This is a genomic window from Rhodococcus sp. HM1 (assembly GCF_023218075.1).
Taxonomy (GTDB): domain Bacteria; phylum Actinomycetota; class Actinomycetes; order Mycobacteriales; family Mycobacteriaceae; genus Rhodococcus.
Genome location: NZ_JALPTB010000054.1, coordinates 1 through 20,214, shown reverse-complemented (window position 1 = coordinate 20,214; position 20,214 = coordinate 1). Strand labels below are relative to the sequence as shown.

Annotated in this window: 16 protein-coding genes; 9 read left to right on the top strand and 7 right to left on the bottom strand. The window is 71.6% G+C overall.

Annotated elements, in window-relative coordinates:
* Window positions 1-22: 22 nt before the first annotated feature.
* From M1M07_RS23510 to M1M07_RS23495, 4 genes are all read right to left on the bottom strand, one after another.
* Window positions 23-1,579, bottom strand: coding sequence for a long-chain-fatty-acid--CoA ligase (locus M1M07_RS23510; RefSeq protein ID WP_197252376.1), 1,557 nt, complete (start codon window positions 1,577-1,579; stop codon window positions 23-25).
* Between the two features lie 147 nt (window positions 1,580-1,726).
* A complete protein-coding gene (locus M1M07_RS23505) occupies window positions 1,727-5,872 on the bottom strand; it encodes a TIGR02680 family protein (RefSeq protein WP_248675696.1) in 4,146 nt (1,381 codons plus the stop codon).
* Window positions 5,869-7,014, bottom strand: coding sequence for a TIGR02678 family protein (locus M1M07_RS23500; protein WP_248675695.1), 1,146 nt, complete (start codon window positions 7,012-7,014; stop codon window positions 5,869-5,871). The genes M1M07_RS23505 and M1M07_RS23500 overlap by 4 nt, the downstream gene beginning before the upstream one ends.
* Window positions 7,011-8,453: a DUF2397 domain-containing protein gene (locus M1M07_RS23495; RefSeq protein ID WP_248675694.1), complete on the bottom strand. Its 1,443-nt coding sequence runs from the start codon at window positions 8,451-8,453 to the stop codon at window positions 7,011-7,013. The genes M1M07_RS23500 and M1M07_RS23495 overlap by 4 nt, the downstream gene beginning before the upstream one ends.
* A 170-nt stretch (window positions 8,454-8,623) precedes the next feature.
* On the opposite strand from M1M07_RS23495, the gene M1M07_RS23490 reads away from it, so the two are divergent.
* The 7 genes from M1M07_RS23490 to M1M07_RS23460 all read left to right on the top strand — a co-directional run bounded on the left by M1M07_RS23490 (window position 8,624) and on the right by M1M07_RS23460 (window position 15,432).
* Window positions 8,624-9,352 carry an IclR family transcriptional regulator gene (locus M1M07_RS23490; protein ID WP_248675693.1) on the top strand — a complete coding sequence of 243 codons (729 nt, stop codon included), beginning with the start codon at window positions 8,624-8,626 and terminating at the stop codon, window positions 9,350-9,352.
* A gap of 128 nt (window positions 9,353-9,480) precedes the next feature.
* On the top strand, window positions 9,481-10,425 hold the full coding sequence (locus M1M07_RS23485; RefSeq protein ID WP_248675692.1) for a TauD/TfdA family dioxygenase: 945 nt from the start codon (window positions 9,481-9,483) through the stop codon (window positions 10,423-10,425).
* 5 nt (window positions 10,426-10,430) lie between these two features.
* Window positions 10,431-11,363 carry a TauD/TfdA family dioxygenase gene (locus M1M07_RS23480; RefSeq protein ID WP_248675691.1) on the top strand — a complete coding sequence of 311 codons (933 nt, stop codon included), beginning with the start codon at window positions 10,431-10,433 and terminating at the stop codon, window positions 11,361-11,363.
* Between the two features lie 22 nt (window positions 11,364-11,385).
* A complete protein-coding gene (locus M1M07_RS23475; RefSeq protein ID WP_248675712.1) occupies window positions 11,386-12,471 on the top strand; it encodes an ABC transporter substrate-binding protein in 1,086 nt (361 codons plus the stop codon).
* 187 nt (window positions 12,472-12,658) lie between these two features.
* On the top strand, window positions 12,659-13,090 hold the full coding sequence (locus M1M07_RS23470; RefSeq protein WP_248675711.1) for a MaoC/PaaZ C-terminal domain-containing protein: 432 nt from the start codon (window positions 12,659-12,661) through the stop codon (window positions 13,088-13,090).
* 61 nt (window positions 13,091-13,151) lie between these two features.
* Window positions 13,152-13,646, top strand: a complete 495-nt coding sequence (locus tag M1M07_RS23465) for a MarR family winged helix-turn-helix transcriptional regulator (protein ID WP_248675690.1) — start codon at window positions 13,152-13,154, stop codon at window positions 13,644-13,646.
* Complete coding sequence (locus tag M1M07_RS23460) at window positions 13,639-15,432, top strand: long-chain fatty acid--CoA ligase (protein ID WP_248675689.1); 1,794 nt, start codon at window positions 13,639-13,641, stop codon at window positions 15,430-15,432. The genes M1M07_RS23465 and M1M07_RS23460 overlap by 8 nt, the downstream gene beginning before the upstream one ends.
* A gap of 81 nt (window positions 15,433-15,513) precedes the next feature.
* Here M1M07_RS23460 and malQ read toward each other — a convergent pair whose 3' ends face one another.
* Window positions 15,514-17,643 carry a 4-alpha-glucanotransferase gene (gene malQ, locus M1M07_RS23455; RefSeq protein ID WP_248675688.1) on the bottom strand — a complete coding sequence of 710 codons (2,130 nt, stop codon included), beginning with the start codon at window positions 17,641-17,643 and terminating at the stop codon, window positions 15,514-15,516.
* Window positions 17,644-17,697: 54 nt separating this feature from the next.
* Here malQ and M1M07_RS23450 point away from each other — a divergent pair, with 54 nt between their 5' ends.
* A complete protein-coding gene (locus M1M07_RS23450; RefSeq protein WP_248675687.1) occupies window positions 17,698-18,225 on the top strand; it encodes an O-acetyl-ADP-ribose deacetylase in 528 nt (175 codons plus the stop codon).
* A 39-nt stretch (window positions 18,226-18,264) separates the two neighbouring features.
* On the opposite strand, the gene M1M07_RS23445 is transcribed toward M1M07_RS23450, so the two are convergent.
* Window positions 18,265-19,692, bottom strand: a complete 1,428-nt coding sequence (locus M1M07_RS23445) for a hypothetical protein (RefSeq protein ID WP_197252366.1) — start codon at window positions 19,690-19,692, stop codon at window positions 18,265-18,267.
* A gap of 145 nt (window positions 19,693-19,837) precedes the next feature.
* Here M1M07_RS23445 and M1M07_RS32865 point away from each other — a divergent pair, with 145 nt between their 5' ends.
* The gene (locus tag M1M07_RS32865; RefSeq protein WP_269437609.1) at window positions 19,838-19,960 is read left to right on the top strand and encodes a hypothetical protein; all 123 of its coding nucleotides are present in this window, start codon (window positions 19,838-19,840) and stop codon (window positions 19,958-19,960) included.
* 106 nt (window positions 19,961-20,066) lie between these two features.
* Here the strand turns inward: M1M07_RS32865 and M1M07_RS23440 are convergent.
* A partial coding sequence (locus M1M07_RS23440; protein WP_248675710.1) for a LysM peptidoglycan-binding domain-containing protein occupies window positions 20,067-20,214 on the bottom strand: 148 nt, incomplete at its 5' end.

Below are 20,214 nucleotides of genomic sequence, written 5' to 3'. Positions count from 1 at the left end.
CGCTCCCACCGCGAACCGCGGCTCAGATGCTGCGCGGCCGATCCGCCCAGTAGGGCTCACGCAGCGAGCGCTTGAGGATCTTGCCGGTCGGATTGCGCGGCAGCGCATCGACGATGTCGATGCTGGTGGGGCACTTGAACTTTGCGAGATGTTCGCGGGTGTAGTCGATGAGCTCGCTCTCCTTGACGGTGCTGTCCGGGGTCGGGACCACGACGGCCTTGACGGTTTCACCCCACTTCGGGTCCGGCACGCCGATCACGGCGACCTCCGCGACCTCGGGATGTTCGACGAGTACCCGCTCCACCTCGGGGCAGTACACGTTCTCCCCACCGGTGATGATCATGTCCTTGAGCCGGTCCTCGATGTAGACGAAACCGCCGTCGTCGACGCGACCCATGTCTCCGCTGCGCAACCAACCGTCGACGATCGCCTCCTTCGTCGCCTCCGGGCGGTGCCAGTAGCCCGGGGTGGTCTGTTCCGACCGCCACCACAGTTCCCCGACCGCACCGGGTTCGACGTCGGTGAGCGTGGCCGGGTCGACGATGCGCATCTCCACCCCGGGCAGCGGGGTGCCCGCCGACGCCATACGCGCGACCTGCGTCTCGTCGCGGTGCACCTCCGGCAGCAGCGCGGTGATCACCCCGGCGAGTTCGGTCATCCCGTACACCTGGACGAACTCGGTGTCCGGCCACGCCGCCAGGGCCGCGCGTAGCAGCGGCAGCGGCATGGGGGCGGCGCCGTAGGTGATGCGGGTGAGCCGGGAGAACGCCGCGATCGCCTTCTCGCCGGCGGCGAGCACCCCCGCGATCACCGGCGGCACCAGGAACGCGATGTTCGCGCCCTCCGCGAGCCCGCGGAACAGCGACGGCGCATCCGCCTCGCGGGTGAAGACGCAGCGGCGCCCCGCGTGAATGCCCATCGCCGCGTAGCAGGTGCCACCCACATGGAACAGCGGCATCGCCACCAGCAGGCAGTCGTCGTCGGTGAACGGCAGCACCGACATCACCGCCTCGGCGTGCGCGGCGAGGTTCCGGTGGGTCAGCTGCACACCCTTCGGGTGACCGGTGGTGCCGGAACTGTAGAGCAGCAGCGCCGTGTCGTCCGCGGAGACCTGCGGCAGCACCGACGGCGGCTCGGAGCGCGCGATCAGCGGTTCGAACTCGTCGTCGTCCCCGCCGACCACCAGAATCTGCGGGGCCGCGGTGAGACGGTCCCGGATGGCGTCGATCTGCTCGACGAATTCGTTGCCCACGAACAGGATTCGGGGTTTCGCGTCGTCGAGTACGTAGACGAGTTCGTCGCCGGCGAGCCGGAAATTGGGAATCGCGGTGGCTGCGCCGAGCGCGGACGCGGCATACGTGACCTCGATGCAGGCGAGGTTGTTCTTGTCCACGAACGCCACGGTGTCGCCGGGGCCGACCCCGGCGTCGGCGAGGGCGCCGGCGAGGCGCGTCAGCCGCTCGTGCCACTGCGACCAGGTGTGGCTGCGGTCGAGATACCGCACGGCCTCGGCATCGGGCGTGGTGCGCGCCCAGTGCGCGACACGTTCGATCAGGGTGGGTCGGGTCGACTCGGACATCCGAAGAGCCTCCTTCTCGCCTGCGGCGCCGTGGGGGGCGAGCGCCGCGACATAGCCCAGAGGCTATAGAGGGCCGGTGCCGCCGTCCCGGGAATCGACGGACCCGCTGCCCGACCCGGATGCCCCGCGGTCGCGGGGAAGGGGGGCTCAGTCCAGCGGGCGCAGGTGCCGGTTGTGGCCGTCCCAGTGCACGTGGGTGGTCACCGCGGAGCTGTCCTCGAGCCGCCGGACCTCGTAGATGTCGAGGGCGGGAACCTGTGGCACACAACCCCACAGGGCGTGCCCGGTCATGACGAAGTCGATGTCGAGCCGGACCAGCAGGCCCATCAACTCGCCGATGGTCGGATCGTCGATCTTGGCGAACGCGTCGTCGAGCAGCACCAGCCGCAGCGCGCGGTCCACGTCCGGCAGGCTCGACAGATAGCCGTCGGCCGCGGCGAACAGCGTCACATACGACACGAACCGGGTCTCGCCCTGGGAGATCTTGGCGCGCTTGGAGATCCGCCGCTCCTGATCGGGTTCCGGACCCAGGATCGTCACGTCGACGGTGTGCCAGTTCCGGTAGTCCAGCGCCTGCGCGAGGTGCGCGGCGTACCCGGCGGACGGATCCGTCGTGTGCGAGGCCTCGACGCGCCGGCGCAACAGGTCGATCAGTTCCGACCCGTTGCCCGGCCCGGTCGGATCCGCCAGCAGCGCGGTGATGCGGGCGATCTCGTCGTCGCCGCGGTTGGGCACCCACCCGATGCGCACCCCGATGCCGTGGCTGGTGCGGCTCCCCGACAGGCTCGCGTTCATCGCGTCGACGAGTTCACCGGCGCGTTCGATGCGGCGCCGCAACTCGTCGGCGACCCCGCCGAGCACGAACCCGGTGAACACGTCCCGTTCCCGCTGGGTGAGCGCGCGCCTGCCTTCGTCGACCCGCGCGGTCACGTGCTCGAGGACCTCGGTCGGGGTGCCGTCGGCCCCCGCCCCCGAGATCCGGACCACGTGCACGCCGTCGTCGACCGTGTGCTCGACGTCGAGCTGCCCGGACACCGCCCGCGCGAGCTGCTGCAGCGCCGCGAGGACCCGGTTCTGACCGGTCGCCCTGACGGCGGGCAGTGCCGCGCGCACCGCGTCGGCGACCGCACGCACCGTGTCCGGATCGTCGGTGTGGGCCAGCGGGTCGACCTGCACGTCCGTGGCGGCGGCGATCGACGGCAGCTGCAACCGCGCGGACAGCGTGGCGGCCGCGGCCGCGAGTTCCTCCCGGTCGCGGACCAGACGCTCACGGATCGCCGAACAGCGTTCGCGCACCTGCGCGACGTCCTTGCCGAGCTGTTCCCGGTGCGCCTGCGTGCGGCGGCACTGTTCCTCGGTGCGGCCCTGCTCGGTGACGGAGCTGGACAGTTCGGCCTCGAGCTCCGCGACGCTCATCGCGACGGCCTCGTGCTGCGCCGCCACCACGGCGGCCTTACCGTGCCACTCGTGCCAGCGGGCCTCGGCGACCGCCTCGGCCTCGACGCGCCGCGCGCCGCTGTCGGCGAACCGGTGGACGGCGCGGCTGTGCCGGTCGCGGCTCGCCCGCACGTCGTCGAGGCCGCGGGCGAGGTCGACGCATGCGCGCCCGGCGTCGGCGCACGCCTCGACGACCGCTTCGAGGGCGGCGACGTCGGACGGCATCTCGAAGTGCGCGCACGTGGCGCGGTGGGTGTCGAGGTCGGCGGACCAGCGGGCCCGCAGCTCGGCGGCACGGTCGCGCGCCGCGACCGCCGCCTCCGCGCTGCGCCTCGCGCGCGCCTCGTGCTCGCGGGTCCGGATGCGGGCCTCGCGCAGCGCGATCGACCGCGGTGCCGTCGGCAGGTGGGTGTCGAGATCGCGCCGATCCTGTTCGAGAGCGCGACGGCGCTCGGCGCGCTGCGCGGCGGCGACGTCGGCGGCGGCGAGCTCCGCGGCGATCTCGTCGAGACGTTCGGCGTGGCGGCCGGGTGCGTCGGGGTCGCCGGGGTGGTGGCCGCCGATGAACCGGGCTTCGTCGGCGGTGTGCCGTCCGCGCAGCACCCCGTTGTGCCAGCGCCCGTCGCGGGACACCGACGCGATCGCGCCGGCGTCCTCGAAGCCGATCGCGGCGAGCACCGTCGCGATCGCCGTCTCCGGCACCGGGGCGGTGGGGGAGGGGACGAGCACCGTCGACAGCGGATTCCGCGGCGGTTCGTTGCGGGGCGAGACGAGGACCTGGCCGGACTGGGCGCGCAGGCGGCCGTCGCCGTCGACGGTGGCGGTGAGGAGACCGGCGGCGAGCAGTGCCGCTTCCACCCCGGCCCGGTCGTCCACCCCGAGACTGTCGGCGAATTCGACTGCGCGCCAAAGGGGTACACCGTCGTTCTCGCGTCGCCACGGCGCGTCCTCGGGTGCCTGCTGCCGGTCCGCCTCGAGGGTCTTGCGTTCCTCGAGCAGCGCCGTGCGGATGGCATCGGCGTCGTGGTCGGCGAGTTCGAGTGCGGCGAGTTCGGCGGCGATGCCGTCGCGTGCGGCGCGGGCGGCGGTATCGGGGAGCCGGTCGAGTTCGGTCAGAGCCGCGTCGGCGTCCGCGCCGCCGGTGCCGGTGAGCGCCTCGAGATCCGTGGCGAGCACCTGCAGGAGTTCGGGCCCGTCCTGTTCGACCGTGGGCAGCAACCGCACGGTGCGGGGATCGGTGATCCAGGCCCGCCAGCGCCGGTTGAGGTCGATGGCGGCGTCGTCCCGGACCCGGGTCGACTCGGCGAGCTCGGCACGGTCGCGTTCGGCCTCCCCGGCGGTCCGTTCGGCGTCCGCCTCGGCGGTGTGGACGGTGCGTTCGGCGGCCTCCAGGCGGCGGGCCTCCTCGAGCCGCCGCCCCGCGCGGTCGCTGCGGCGCTGCGCGGCGATCGCCGCGTCGTGCGCGGCGTCGCGCGCCGATTCGAGGTCGTCGGGCCGCAACTGCAGGTCCGCGACGGCCGGACGCACCTGCGCGGCCGGCACGGTGTCGCGGTCGGTGCGGACCGGTTCCATGCGGGGCGGGGCCGTGTCGACGTGCAGCAGCAGTTCGGTGGGGAGGGCGGTGTGCGGCATCGACGCCGCGCCCAGGCGTGCCTTCGCCTCGGCGAGCAGCTCGGCCGAGCGGGACACCGCGGCGGTGAGCTCGTCGACGTGCTCGGCCGCGACCTCGGCGTCGATCTGTTCGTGGTGCCTGGCCCGGGCCGCACTGTCGAGTGCCTGTTCCGCGGCGTCGGCGAGGGCGGCGACGGTGGCGCGGCGCTGCGCGAGATCGTCCGCGTCCCGGAACAGCGGGCGCGACTCGAGGCCCCGGACGGCGCGTTCGAGTTCGTCGAGCTGGTCGCGACGTTCCCGCAGGCGGGTGTCGGCGGCAGCGGACTGGGCTTCCAGATCGGCGGCGTCGGCGTCGGCCTCGGCGAGTTCCGCCGTCGTCGTCGCCACCCGGTCGGCGGCGTGCGCCGCGGCGTCGGCGGCCTCGCGCAGCACGTGCGTCGCGTAGCGGCGGTACACCTCGTGGAACTGTTCGAGATGTTCCCGTGTCTCTTCGAGATGTTCCTGGGCGGTGCGGGTTTCGGTGAGCCCGTCGAGACGGTCGCCGGCGGTGGTGAGCAGGTTCTCGCTCAGCGGCGGCAGCGCGTCGGACAGGATCTGTGGCAGCCGCCCCTCGTCGATGCGGTTGCCCACGTCGGGGGAGCGCAGCGTGTGCAGCAGCTGCAGCAGGCCGGTGTACCGGTCGCGTCCGGATTCGCCGCGCAGACCGAAGACTTCGGTGCGGACGGTGTCGCGGTGCTCCTCGGGGCTGCGGGTGACGCGGTCGGCGCCGACGGCGGCGATCAGGTCGTCGCGCGAGAGCGGCATCCGATGCTCGTCCACCAACGTCAGATCGTGGCCGACGCGCAGGCCGGTGGTGAACAGGTGCACCTCGCTGCGATGCGCGGCCGCGCTGTAGCGGATGTGCGCGCCGATCGTGAAATATTCGTCGGGGCAGGCGAGTTCGATCCACAGATAGCCGACGCGGTTGTCCTGGTCGCCGGCGCCGGTGCGCATGAGTTCGTCGAGGTTCACCTTCCCGGCGCCGGTCGCGTCCATGCGTTTGCGGTCGCCGTCGAGCAGATACGGCAACAGCATCTCGAGCGCGCGGGACTTGCCGGAACCGTTGGTGCCGCGCAGGATCAGCCGACCGCCCGAGAGCGTGAACTCGGTGTCCAGGTAGTGCCAGACGTTGACGATGCCGGCGCGCGAGAGCCGCCACCGCCTGGGGTGGTGGGCCGGAGCGATCGAGGCGGAGGGTCGGGTCATGGCGCGGGTCTTTCGGTGTCCGTGTGTGTTTCGATGTCCGGTCGTTCGGTGGCAGTCGGGCGGTAGCGGGCGGCCGGGGCGTGCAGCACGAGTCCGCCGCCGTCCGGGTGGGCCAAGTGCAGGTCGGCCAGCAGATCCGTGATCTCGCGGCGCAGGGTGTCCGGGTCGCGCACGTACCGGGCCCGCCAGTCCCGCGCGTGGGTGGACACCAGGCTCGCGATCGCGGCGTCGACCGCGGCCGCGGAGATCACCAGATCCGCGCCCGGGGTCGGTTCGTGCTCCTCGATCAGCGACGAGATGAGAAGCAGTGCAGCCTGTTTCAGGGTTCCCGGCCCGGGGAACGACAGATCGGTGAGGGTGCCGTCCGCGTCGTACGCGAGGGCACCTTCGGTGCGGACCTCGAGGGTGAGCCCGAAATCCTCGTCGAGCCGGTGTGCCAGTTCGACCCGGTCACGGTGCAGTTCGTCGAGCTCGTCCGGGGCGAGGTCGTCGCGTGCGACGACCGGATCCTCGACGAGCCTGCGGTACAACCGCACCCGCGCCGGGACCGGCGGAACGCCGGCGTCCGGCGCCGGTGCGAGCACGTGGGCCAGCAGCGGGCGGTGCACGTCCAGCACCCCGTCCTCGCCGTCCCCGACGGCCCACCGGTCGACGATCCCGGCGTCGTCGGTCAGCACACCCCAGTCCTGCAACGCCCGCAGCGCCGCCACCAGTTGCCGCCGGTCCGCGACCGGATCGGACCCGGCGATACCGAGCGCGGTGGCGTCCGCGTGGACCTGCTCGGCCAGTGCGGAGACGAGCACGTGATCGCCGATGCCCGGAGCGAGCAGGGCCGCGCACACCAGCGCCAGGTGGGCGTAGGTCGCGGCGCCGAACGGTTCGCCGCCGTCGCGCAGCAGCGGCCGCGGCGGTGTGCCCGGGGCCGGGGCGGCCTTGACCAGGCGCGCGAACGTCGGTTCCACGACGAGGGTGTAGCCGAGGCGGCTCGCGAACATCGTGCGCAACGCCGTCGCGTGCCGCCGGACCAGCGCCAGGGCGTCCGGGTCGCGGCCCGCGGTGAGGATCGGCTGCTGCAGCAGTGTGCGCGCCGCGTCGCGGCGTCCCGTCGCGTCCTGCGCGGCGGTACCGGTGCCGGTCGTCACAGGGCGCTCACCTGCCACGAATCCACGGCTGTCGCGCGCAGCAGCACGGCGTGCACCGTCAGATCACCGTCCGGGCCGTGCACCACGGTGTCCGGTCCCGGCGCGGCGTGCAGGCACAACCCGAGGTCGCTGTCCTGCACCCGCACCGCGGTGTCCAGGGTGCGGTGCCGTGCGAGCAGCGCCGCGAGACGATCGAGCAGCAGTTCGCGTGCCGCGGCGGACACGGTCGCGCCGTGCAGGTCGCCGGCGGCGACGAGTTCGGCCGCGGCGGCACGGCGCGCCTCGGTGTCGGCGTGGGCGAGGGCCGCGATCCGCCTGCGGTCCGGCGTCGGGTCCGGTACGCGGGCGCTGTGGCCGCGGGGAGACCGGTCCCCGCGTTCCCGCAGCGACACCGGCACCGGTACCGGATCGGCGTCCCACCACGAGGTGCCCGGCCCGATCCGCGGGTCCGGCTCGTCGGGGCCGAGCAGCAGGTGCCGGCTCGGGTAGGCGGCGAAGTCCGCGGCGAACAACCGGTGCGCCTGCGCATCCGAGGATTCCGCGAACCGTCCGGCCAGCGTCAGCAGATCGGCACGCCGTGAGCCGCCCGCGCCGGTGGGCGCGAGCCGTCGCCGGGTGTGACCGAGCAACCGGCCCAGCGCCTGCCCGGCCGCCTCCCGCAACTGCTTCGGCCCGGCATCCGCGGCGTACCAGGCGGCGAGTTCCTCCCAGTCGCCGCGGGTGCGGCCCGCGGGCCGCGCGACCGGGATACCGTCCGGAACGGGCGGGCCGGGAAGTGCCGCGAGCAGCGGATCGAGCCGGGGGATCAGCGCGTCCAGACGCGCCGCGATGACCGGGGTGTGCCGGGCGACGTCGCCGTCGAGGAGATCGACGTATTCGAGCAGCAGCGTCTTGAGCCGGCCGAACTCGTCCCCGGACAGATCGAACCGGGCCAGCACGTCCGCGAGATACGCGTAGAAGTCGGCGATGCTGTCGGTGAACGTCCGATGGTGCGTGAACACGCTGGTGACGAGACCGGACACCGCCTCCGGGTCGGTGCGGGCCGTCCCCGGCGCGTCCGCGAGGCCGGCGAGATCCTCGGCGATCAGACCGAGCACCTCGCGGGCCACCTCGCGGGCACCGTCGCGCGCGGTCAGGACGGCGGTCGCCTCGCGATGCACCCGGCCGCCGAAGACGGACACCCGGAACCGGTCCCGATCGGTGTCCGTGTCGACCCCCGCCGGCCGGGTCGCCGTCAGATTGCCCCACTCGACGAGGCGGCGGCAGCGTTGCTCGACGACCTGCGCGGTCAACGGCCTACCCGGGATGCGGTCGGCGATCTCGGCGGCGGACAGATCGGAGGCGAGCGTGTCGCAGAGACACGCGACGATCGCGAGATAGTCGTCGGCGTCGTCGTCGGCGAGGTGGCGGAACAGATCGCGGCGGCGGTTTTCGCCCATGCCGTGCCTACCTCCCCACCCACGTTCAACGTACGGACAGGCTAACGGGGGACCGAAGACTTGGACCACCCGGTGCGGAAAACCATTGCCGGGGGTTGCGGCCCCGGAGATAGTGCGAACCGGCCGGTGCGACGACGCGCCGGAACGCGCACATCCAGGAGCACCGAGCGATGACACCTAGATCCGGGTCTCAGGCAGTCGAACGCGCGATCGCCGTGCTGGCGTGTTTCGACGGCGGCGACACCGAACTCGGACTCGGTTCGCTGGCCGCGCGCACCGGGCTGCCGGTGAGCACGACGCACCGGATCGTGCAGGCCCTCGTGCGCGGACGGATGCTCGAACGTGTCCCTGGAGGGGACGGCTACCGGGTGGGTCCGGGTCTGTTCTCGCTGGCAGTGCCGCCGCTGATGCGGCTCGGCGTCGAGCACTGGGCGCCGGATCTGTACGCGCTGGCCGCGGACATCGACCTCGCGGCGAGTCTGGGGGTCGCGCGGTCCGGCGAGGTGCTGTCGGTGTTCTCGGCCCGGCCCCCGTCCGGTGGCTGCGACGGGCAGATCCCGCCCGCCGGCGAGGGAATCGACGACAGCGTGATGGGCCGCGCGATCCTGGCGTTCGGTCCCGCGCGGCCCCGATCCCCGGCGCTGGCCGCCGAACTCGAACTCGTCCGCCGCCGCGGATACGCCGCCGAGGTCCGGAACGAACGGTCCTCGGTGCTGGCGCTGGCGGTGCCGGTGTTCGGCAGCGACCGGCGGCCGTGGGGTGCGGTCGGTGTCCAGGCGGGGCGTCGCCGTCTCACCGACCGTGCCGTCGGTGACGTGGTGCCCGCCATGCAGCGCGCCGCAGCCCGTATCGGACGCCGGGTCCCTCGTCTCGCCAGTGCCGAGAATTATTCCGGCTGAGTCTTTTTCGCATCGTGAAAAGCGGGTTCCGCCGGGGCTTCCCGGACGGCACGGTGGTGACAGGCACCGGATTCCGGTCCGAACCACCGATCGATTCCACAGCATCGATTCCACAGTGAGGGAAACCCATGACACTCGCACCCGACACGCCTGCCGCCGCGGCCGGCACGTTCACGATCACCCCGGTCGCCGGGCGCATCGGCGCCGACGTGAGCGGTCTCGACCTGCGAAATACACTCGCGGACAACATCTCCGAGCAGCTGCGTGCGGCTCTGCACGAATACAAGGTGCTGTTCTTCCAGGAGCAGGAGATCGACCATGCGCAGCAGATCGCGTTCTCCCGCAACTTCGGCACCGTGACCCCGTCGCATCCGTACGACGACGAGGCGCCGGAAGGGTTCCCGGAGATCCTCGCCGTGGACAGCCGCAAGTACGAAAAGCGCTTCGGCCGTAAGAAGTACAGCTACGACAACCAGTGGCACACCGACGTCACCGCGGTTGTCAACCCGCCGGCCGTGACACTGCTGCGCTCCGGGGAGGTCCCGGTGCGCGGTGGCGACACGACCTGGACGAACCTCGTCGCCGCGTACAACGGACTGCCCGAATCGCTGCAGCGGCTGGTCGACGGATTGCGCGCCGAACACCGATTCGGTGGCCGCCGCCCGCAGTGGTCCGCGGACAGCGATTACGCCCGCCGGGTGCAGGAGAACCCGCTGGTCTCCGAACATCCCGTCGTGCGGGTGCATCCGGTGACCGGCGAACGGGCCCTGTTCGTGCAGCCCGGCTTCACCGCCCGGATCGTGGGACTGTCGCCGTCGCAGAGCGACCGCCTGCTCGATCTGCTGTTCGAGGAGGTCACCAACCCCGCCTACACGGTGCGTTTCCGCTGGCGGCCGGGTTCGCTCGCGGTGTGGGACAACCGCGCCACCGCCCACCTGGCACCGACCGACCTCGACCATCTCGACGTCACCCGGGTGCTGTACCGCACCACCATCGAGGGCGACGTCCCGGTCGGCCCGGACGGCCGCGAGTCGGTCGCCCTCGCCGGTGACGCCTTCCGCGGACAGGAGTAGAGATCATGACTGCCATCGCAGAGCGCGCCACCGAACCGACGGTCGCGCCGATCGCCGGATACCTCGGTGCGGAGGTCGCCGGGGTGGACCTGAGCGGCGAACTCGACGCCGCGACCGTCGCGCAGCTGCGCGAGGCGCTGCTCGACTACAAGGTGCTGTTCTTCCGGAACCAGCCGCTCGACCACGCCCAGCAGATCCGGTTCACGCAGTACTTCGGCCGGGTCACCCCCGCGCACCCGTACAACTACGATCCCGACTCGCAGTTCCCGGAGATCCTCGAGGTCGACAGCCGCAAGTACGCAGCGCGGGCCGGGACGAAGAAGTACTCGTACGCGAACTTCTGGCATTCGGACATCTCGGCGCTGGTGAACCCGCCGGCGATCACGTTCCTGCGGTCCGAGCTGGTACCGGACGTCGGCGGCGACACCACCTGGACGGACCTGGGCGCGGCGTACGCGAACCTGCCCGAGTCCCTCAAGTCGTTCCTCGACGGTCTGCGCGCCGAGCACCGCTTCGGCGGCCGGGCACCGCGGTGGGCGGCCGGCAGCGAGTCGGAACAGCACGTCGTCACCGAGCCGTACGTGACCGAACACCCGGTCGTGCGGGTGCATCCGGAAACCGGGCAGCGGGGGCTGTTCGTCACGCCCGGGTTCACCAGCCGCATCCTCGGGGTGTCGCCGCGCCAGAGCGACCGGCTGCTCGACCTGCTGTTCGAGGAGATCACCAACCCGGCCTACACCGTGCGGGTGCGGTGGGAGAACGACAGCATCGGCGTGTGGGACAACCGGATCACCGCGCACCAGGCGCCCACCGACCTCGATCACCTCGACGTGGTGCGGGTGCTGCACCGCACCACCGTCGAAGGTGACGTGCCGGTGGGACCGGACGGGCAGCGGTCCGTCTCCGTGATCGGCGAGCCCTTCCACGGGCGCGACTGACGAGGAGACACGGATGCCGTCGATGCTGCGAAGAAGGGTTTCGGTGGGCGCGGCCCTCGCCGCGCTGCTCGCACTCGTGTCGACGGCATGCGCCGGCCCGGCCGGGGACACCGAGCAGGTGGACCCGGCCGGGAAGACGGTGCTGCGATACGAGGGCACGGCCAGTGCGGTCACCTTCCCTGAACTGGCCGAGGACCTCGGCTACTTCGACACGGTGACGTTGGAGTGGTTGGGCGACAACACGAGTGGGCCGTCGAGCATTCAGAACACCGCGACCGGCGAAACGGATTTCGGCTCGGCGTTCTACGGGGCGATCGCCAAACTGGTCGACGCGGGAGCACCGCTGACCACGGTGATCGCGAACTACGGTTCCGACGGTGACACCGAGGAGGACAGCTTCAACGGGTACTACGTGCTCGACGGCAGTCCGCTGCGGTCGGCGCGGGACCTGATCGGCCGGAAGATCGGGATCAACACCCTCGGCGCGTACCACGAATACGTGATCAAGGAGTGGCTGTTCCGGGCGGGACTGACCGACGAGGAGATCGCACAGGTCGAACTCGTCGTGGTGCCGCCTCTGAACACCGAACAGTCGTTGCGGCAGGGGCAGATCGACGTCGGCAATCTCGGCGGGGTAGTCAAGGATGCGGCGCTCACGCGCGGCGGACTGCGCCCGCTGTTCACCGACGTGGATCTGACCGGGCCGCTCGGGATCGGCGGGTTCGTCTTCCGGGACGAATTCGTCGCCGAGCATCCCGACGCGGTCGCCGACTTCGTGCAGGGCACCGCGCGTGCGTTGCGGTGGGCGCAGGTCACGCCGCGGCAGGAGGTGATCGACCGGTTCGTGGCGATCATCGAAGGCCGCGGACGCAGCGAGTCCACCGATTTCGTGCGGCAGTGGAAGAGCACCGGGGTGCCGACACCGGGCGGGGTGATCGCCGCGGAGGAGTTCGCGATCTGGATCGATCAGAGCGTGCGACTGGGCAGTCTGCAGCCCGGTGCCGTCGAGCCGGAGGAGCTGTTCACCAACGAGTTCAACCCCTATGCGAACGGCACCTACCCGCCGGACAGCGGCCCGGACGGGCAGCCGGTCCGAGCGGCCGGCTAGCGGGGCGCTGCCGGCTGGCAGGGGGAGCCGGCAGCGCATGCCCCGGGACGATCCGTCGTCCCGGGGCACCCCCGTGTTCGGCCGCCGGTCGTCGCCGGCCCGTGGAATGGTCCAATGGCGGGACCGGATCGTTGTCACGGATCCGGACCCGACCGAGGAGAACCGCGTGAGTGCACCGCAGACCCTGATGTATGCCGAGGACCTGGTGGTCGGCGACCGGATCGGATTGGGGACCCACACGGTCGGCGAGGACGAACTGGTCGATTTCGCCCGGTCGTGGGATCCGCAGTGGTTCCACACCGACCGCGACGCCGCGGCATCGGGGCCGTTCGGAAGCCTGATCGCCAGCGGAATCCACACCCTCGCGGTCGCGCAGCGGCTCACCGTCGACGCCGCCTACGGACGGTGGGCGGTGATCGCCGGCAGGCAGCTGAGGCAGGTCCGGTTCCTGAGCCCGGTGCTGCCGGGAACCACGCTGACCGGGACCTATGTGATCGACGACGTGACGCTCGACGACCGCGGTCGCGGGCTGGTCACCGCCACCGTCACGCTCGTCGACGACGCGGGCAGCGCGGTGCTCGACGGGGTGGTCGAGTCGTATGTGCGTCGTCGGAGCTAGTCCCGATTCGTGTTCCGGGCCACTCGAGGCTTAAGGTTGCCGTGTGCAACAGAACCATTCTGTGCCCGGACAGGCCGACGCCGACGCCTCGCTGCGCCCGGCGGTCGTGGCCGAGGTGTACGACGAGTTCGTCCACCTCGTCCGGTACCTGATCGCGGGGGAACGCGCGCACAGCGGCGCGCTGACTTTTACGCAACACTCCCTGCTCGGGTACATCGCCCGGAACCCCGGATGCCGCGCGACCGACGTCTCGGACGCCTTCGGTGTCAACCGCTCCACCGTGTCCCGCCAGCTGCGCACCTGCGTCGACGCCGGCTGGGTCGCGGCGGAACCGGGACCGACCCGGCTCGGGCATCCGCTGAACCTGACCGACCGCGGCCGGACCGTCCTCGAGGACACGGTCGCGCGCCGACACGACGATGTGCGTGCGGGACTTGCCGGTTGGAACCAGGATGAACTCGACCGGTTCGTCCACCTGCTGCGCCGATTCCGTCACGGTGTGGACACCGCGTCCGCCGCGACGACCGACTCGAACGATGGAGATGCCCGTGCGTGAGTACTCGACCCCCGCCCAGTTCACCGTCGGCGACGACGAGTCCGTCGTCCACACGGTCTTCGTGCACGCGGAGAAGACCCCGCACCGGGTGATGTTCTCGCGCCCCGAAGCGCAGGGCGAATGGGTCGCCGTGACCGCGAGCCAGTTCGCCGAGCAGGTCACCGGCGTCGCGAAGGGTCTGATCGCCAACGGTGTGCAGCCCGGCGACCGGATCGCCCTCCTGTCGGCCACCCGCTACGAGTGGTCCCTGTTCGACTACGCGATCTGGGCCGCCGGCGCGGTGTCGGTGCCGATCTACGACTCGTCGTCCACCGATCAGATCCGCTGGATCCTGCAGGATTCGGAGGCGGTGCTCGCCGTCGTCGAGACCGCCGGCCACGAGGAGCTGTTCGTCGACATGCCCGAGACCCTGCGCCGCATCGTGCAGATCGACGGCGGTGCCGTCGACACCCTGATCGCCGAGGGCGCCGACATCGACGACCTCGAGGTCCGGACCCGCCTCGACGGCATCCGCGCCGACGATCTGGCCTCGCTGGTCTACACCTCCGGCACCACGGGCCGGCCCAAGGGCTGCATCCTCACCCACCGCAACTTCCTGTCCGAGGTCCGTGCGATCCTCACCTCCGCGGTCGGCGCGGTCGCCAAGCCCGGCAACCGCGGCCTGACCTTCCTGCCGCTCGCGCACGTGCTGGCCCGCGCGGTGGCGTTGGCGCTGTTCGAATGCGGCGCGGCACAGTCGCACTGGTCGGACTTCTCGACGGTTTCCGCCCAGTTCGAGCGGTACTCGCCGAACATCATCCTCGGTGTGCCGCGCGTGTTCGAGAAGGTGCGCGACGCCGCCGCCGGCAAGGCGGCCGCGGGCGGTAAGCTCAACGCCTCGATCTTCCGGTTCGCCGAGGAGACCGCCATCGCCTACAGCGAGTCCCTCGACCAGGGCGGCCCCTCCCTGGCGCTCAAGGCCAAGCACGCGATGGCCGACAAGCTCGTCTACTCGAAGCTGCGGGCGGCGATGGGCAACGACTGCTGGTACGCGATCTCCGGTGGCGGCGCGCTCAGCCCGAAGCTCGGACACTTCTTCCGCGGCGTCGGCGTGCCGATCTACGAGGGCTACGGCCTGACCGAGTCCACCGCCGCGCACAGCGTCAACATGCCCGGCGCACAGAAGATCGGTTCGGTCGGTCAGCCCTTGGGCGGCAACAGCACCCGCATCGCCGAGGACGGCGAGATCGAGCTGCGCGGCGGCGTGATATTCCAGGGCTACTGGCGCAACGAGAAGGCCACCGAGGAGGTCTTCCGCGACGGTTGGTTCCGCACCGGCGACCTCGGCGAGATCGACGACGACGGCTACGTGTACATCACCGGCCGCAAGAAGGACCTCATCGTCACCGCCGGCGGAAAGAACGTCTCGCCCGGCCCGCTCGAGGACCGGATGCGTTCGCACACACTGGTTTCGCAGGCCGTGGTGATCGGTGACGGCCGCGCGTACGTCACCGCGCTGCTCACCGTCGATCCCGACGTGTTCGCCAACTGGAAGGCCGAGAACGGCAAGCCCGCCACCACGACGATCGCCCAGCTGCGGCACGACCCGGCGCTGCGCGACGCGATGCAGGCCATCGTCGACGACGCCAACTCGACCGTCTCGCACGCCGAGGCGATCAAGAAGTTCGTGATCCTCGACCGCGACCTGACCGAGGCGACGGGCGAGCTGACCCCGACGCTGAAGATCAAGCGCAACATCGTCACCGAACGCTTCGCCGAGGACATCGAGAGCATGTACGGCCACTGATCGCCGGCGTCGACAGGAACCGATGCGGACCCACCCGAACACGGGTGGGTCCGCATCGTCGTCCCGGGTGGATCCGGAAAGTCAGCCGCGGACGGCGGCGGCGAGCGCGGCGAACCGGTCGCTTCCGGCGAGGTCGTCGAGCAGCACCGCGCGGCCACGACCGTCGGCGAGTGGGATCCGCCAGTTCGGGTATTCGTCGGTGGTGCCGGGCTGGTTCTGGCTGCGCCGCTCACCGACCGCGTCGACGAGTGAAACCGCCAGCAGCGCAGAGGGACTCGCTGCGATCAGCCGGTGCAGCGCCTCGACGGTCTGCGGGTCGGCGACGTCCTGCTCGGTGTCGTCGGGGTCGGCCGGCGGGAGCAGACCCCGGTCGCGGGCGAGCTGCAGCACCGCATCCCGTTCCTGCTCGGCTTCGGCGAGTTCGGCGTCGAGATCGCGTTCGAGCAGGCCGAGTTCCGAGCGCAACCGCACGTGGTCGCCGGCGAGATAACCCGCCGTGGGCGGCAGGTCGTGTGTGGTCACCGACGTCAGGCACAGCTGCCGGTAGCTCTCCGGTGGCCGCGGATCGTGCCCGTCCTTCTCGAACCACAGGATCGACGTGCCCGCGACCCCGCGACCGGCCAGGTACTGCTGCACCCAGCCCTCGAACACCCCCAGGTCCTCGCCGATCACCACGGCCCCGGCGCGCTGTGCCTCCAGCACCAGGATGCCGACGAGCGCCTCGTGGTCGTACCGGACGTAGGTGCCTTCGTCGGGGGTGCAGCCGTCGGGCACCCACCAGGTGCGGAACAACCCGAGGATGTGGTCGACGCGGAGCCCCCCGGCGTGCCGCAACGCCGCCCGCAGCACGTCCCGGAACGGCCGGTATCCGAGTTCGGCTAGCCGGTCCGGCCGCCACGGCGGCTGGTTCCAGTCCTGACCGCGCTTGTTGAAATCGTCGGGGGGAGCGCCCACCGTCACGCCGGTGGCCAGCGCATCCCCGAGTGTCCACGCGTCGGCACCGTTGCGGCGCACCCCCACCGCCAGGTCGTGCACGATGCCGAGATCCATGCCCGCGGTCCGTGCGGCCTCCTGAGCCGTCGCGAGCTGCTCGTCGCACACCCACTGCAGCCAGCAGTGGAACTCGATGCGGTCGGCCAGTTTCGCGCGCAGCCGCTCGGTGTCCGGGTGATCCGGGGACGGTGCCCGCTTCGCCCACCGTTCGGGGCGATCGCCGAACTTCTCGGCGAGCGCGCACCACAACGCGAAATCCGCGAGCGCCCGGCCACCCTCGGCGCGGAACGTCTCGAACGCCACCTGCCGGGACGCCGAACGCGGCACCCGGTACACGTGTTCGAGCACATCGAGTTTCGCGCGCAAGGTCGCGTCGCGGTCGAGCCGCTTACCCTTGCGGTTCGCGCGCGCGAACTTCGCCGCGTACGCGTCGAGGCGCTTGCGGTGCTTGGTGGGCAGATAGGCCGTCTCGGGGATGTTCTCGACGCGCACATACAGCGGATCGGCGAAGCGCCGCGACGAGGGCAGATAGGGCGACGGCTCGACCGGGGGCCGGGGATCCCCGGCGTGCACCGGGTTGACCAGCAGGAAGTCCCCGCCGTACGCCGCGCCGGTCACCGCGGCCAGATCCGCGAGATCCGCGAAGTCGCCCAGCCCCCACGACCGGCTCGACCGCACCGAATACACCTGGGCCGCAACACCCCACCGTCGCTTCTCGAGCAGCCGGTCCGCGGCCGCGAGCCGGGCGGGTGTCACCACGAGCGTCACGGCCGCCTCGACGTCGTTGCTGCGCGCGCGCAGCGTGTGCCAGCCCGGCGGCAGATCCGGCACCGCGAACGTCGCCCGGCCCACGAGCCGGTCGTCCACCGTGCGCGGCTCGACCCACACGTCGAGCTGCTCGGCCTCGCGTTCGGTGCCGTCCTCGGCGACCACCCACACCTCGACGGGATCGCCGTGCGGCACGTGCACCGGAAAGGTGCGATGCTCGCCCTCGACGACGACCAGCGACGGGGGCAGCATCCGCCGCCACGCCCGGTTCGGGACGTCCTCGAGGGACGCGGCGATCTCCTCGTCCGAGCCGGCCGGGATGTCGAGCGCCCCGAGCACCGCCTGCAGCGTGTGGTCGCAGACGTAGTGTTCCTGCCCGTCCCAGCCCCGGTACGAGCAGGAGACGCCGGAACGTTCGGCCAGTTCGCGGAGCTTCACCGTCGCCGTCACGGGATGCGATCATGCCAGGAAAAGGTCCGTCCGTCAGTGCGGAAGGAGCGGATCGTGCCCGATATCGACATCGTCCCGGGAGACATCACCCGGATCGCGGCGGATGCGATCGTCAACGCGGCGAACTCGTCGCTGCTCGGCGGGGGTGGGGTGGACGGCGCGATTCACCGCGTCGGTGGGCCCGACATCCTCGCGGCCTGCCGGGAACTGCGCGCCACCAGGCTGCCGGACGGGCTGCCCGCGGGCGAAGCCGTCGCCACGACCGCGGGTCGGCTGCCCGCCCGGTGGGTCATCCACACCGTCGGACCGGTGTACTCCGCCCGCGAGGACAGATCGGCGATCCTGCGCTCGGCGTACACGCGCAGCCTCCTCGTCGCCGACGGTCTCGGCGCCCGCATCGTGACGTTCCCGCTCATCTCTGCGGGCGTGTACGGGTGGCCGGTGGACGACGCCGCCCGGCAGGCGGTCGCCGCGATCCGCGCGTCGGTCACCGCCGTGGAGCGAGCCGTGATGGTCGCGTTCGACGCGGCCGCGGAAGACGCGCTGCGGCGTGCGGTGGCGGGGGAGGAGCGCGATGGATGAGGCCCTCCGGCTTCCATACCGCCCAGGCCGACCCGTGGCCTAGTCGAACAGGGTGGGCTCGTCCGGATCGTCGAACAGGGCGGGCTGTTCCGGCGCGGCCGCCTGGGCCGGCTTGTCCGACACCGCCGGGCGAGCAGGCTTACCCGGCTTCGCCGCCGGCGCGCGCGGCGACTCGTCCGCCGGCCTGTCGAGGAACTCCAGTGCCGCGGTGAGGGATCGGCCCGTCAGCTCCCATTCGAGCGCGCGGGCGTCGGCCGCCTCCATGCCGTCGTCGTCGCCGGCCGCGGCGCGCTCGAGCGCTTCGCACTCCCAGCCGACCTGCTGCTCGACCGTCATCGCGAGGAAACGCTGGAGCTCGGACGGTTCGTTGTCGCCGATCGCCGCGACCGTCTTGACCTGGATCTCCACCTCCCCGTGCAGGTGGAAGTCGCGCAGCGCCAGCAGCGCGAGCGGCAGATCGCCCTCCGACTCGGGAGTCCACGGCGGGTCCTCGTCGTCGTCCGGCGCGCAGACGTGGTCCGGCTCGCGCAGCAGCTCGCCGCCGAGATGGGTGGCGAACTCCACCTCCAGCGTCTCGAGGAACTCGGCCATCCGGTCGAGCCCGGACAGCAGGTGGGCGGGCACGAACGGCGAACTCGGCAGGTGCAGCGCCACCGCGACCCGATCCTCGACCAACACGAACTTCAGGTGCGGCCAGCGGCGGTTGAGATCGGCGACGACCTCCGCGGCGCGGGTACGGCCGGTGATGGTGTGCACGATCGGCGCGAACAGGTCCACCGTCCCCGAACCCTGTCCGATGCCGACGAACAGCAGCACCCCGGCAACGCGCAGCACGATGTCGCCGTCGTCGTCCCACGGCGGCGCCGACCCGATCCGCCGCTGCACGGTCGCCTCGACGAGCTCGCGCAGATGCTCCTCACCGGTCGGCTCGACGGCCACCGGCAGCGCAGGGACAGCGGGTGCCTCGCGGACCGTCGGGAGCGGCTCGAAGGCCGGAGTACGGCCGGGGCCGAACGTCTCGATACGCAGGAACAACGGATGGGGCACACCCCAGATCTCGCGCAGCGCCCGCACCGACACCGCCGCCAGCTCGTCGGACCAACCGGTGGGCCGGTCCATCCAGTAGGCGGGCGAGCCGCCGTCCTCCGGCTCGTCCGGGCCCCGGGTGGGTTCCTGCAGACCCAGCTCGGTCAGCAGCGCCCGATCGGCGGTGCTCAGGCGGCGATCGTCGTCGAGGTGCGCATCCGACGGCACCTCGACACGCACCTGCCCACCGTCCCACGCGTAGAACTGCACACAGGGCCCGGCAGGCCCGGCGGACTCCTCCGCCAGCGGTTCGAGCACCAGGCCGTCGCCGTCGCGCATCGCCGCCACGTGGTCGGCCAGGCGCTCCCGGAATTCCTTCCACGCCCGTTCGACGTCGCGATCGAACCGGGTGCCGGCCTTCTCCCATGGCGTACCCGGCATGATCGACCTCTCTTCCGTGACCCGAACGATGTGCCGGAAAGACTAGCGGGGGACTCCGACAATCGACGCTGTCGCAGAGTGTGAGTTGCGATCGCGCTGATCGGAACGGTTCCGTCGCATCCGTGCGGCGCGTCATCATCGCCGCATGATCGGATCCGCCGTGTTCGGCCGTGCCCTCGCCGCCCTCCGGAAACTCGTGGACGCCACGGGCGTGTCCGAGTGTGCCGGTGACGCCGTGGCGACGGTGGCGATCAGGTTCACGCTCTGAGGGAGTTGCCCACCGGCAGGCAGAGGCGCGGGTCCGTCGTGCCGCCCGGACGCAGACGCCCCCGCCACCGGACGAGGTGGCGGGGGCGTCCGAATTTCCGTTGCGATTACGGGATGGTGAGCACCTGGCCCGGGTGGATCAGATCCGGGTTCGCGATACCGTTCGCATCGGCGATGCGCTGGTACTGGTTGCCGTCACCGTAGACGCGCTCGGCGATCGCCCACAGGCTGTCGCCGGGGGCGACGGTGTGGGTG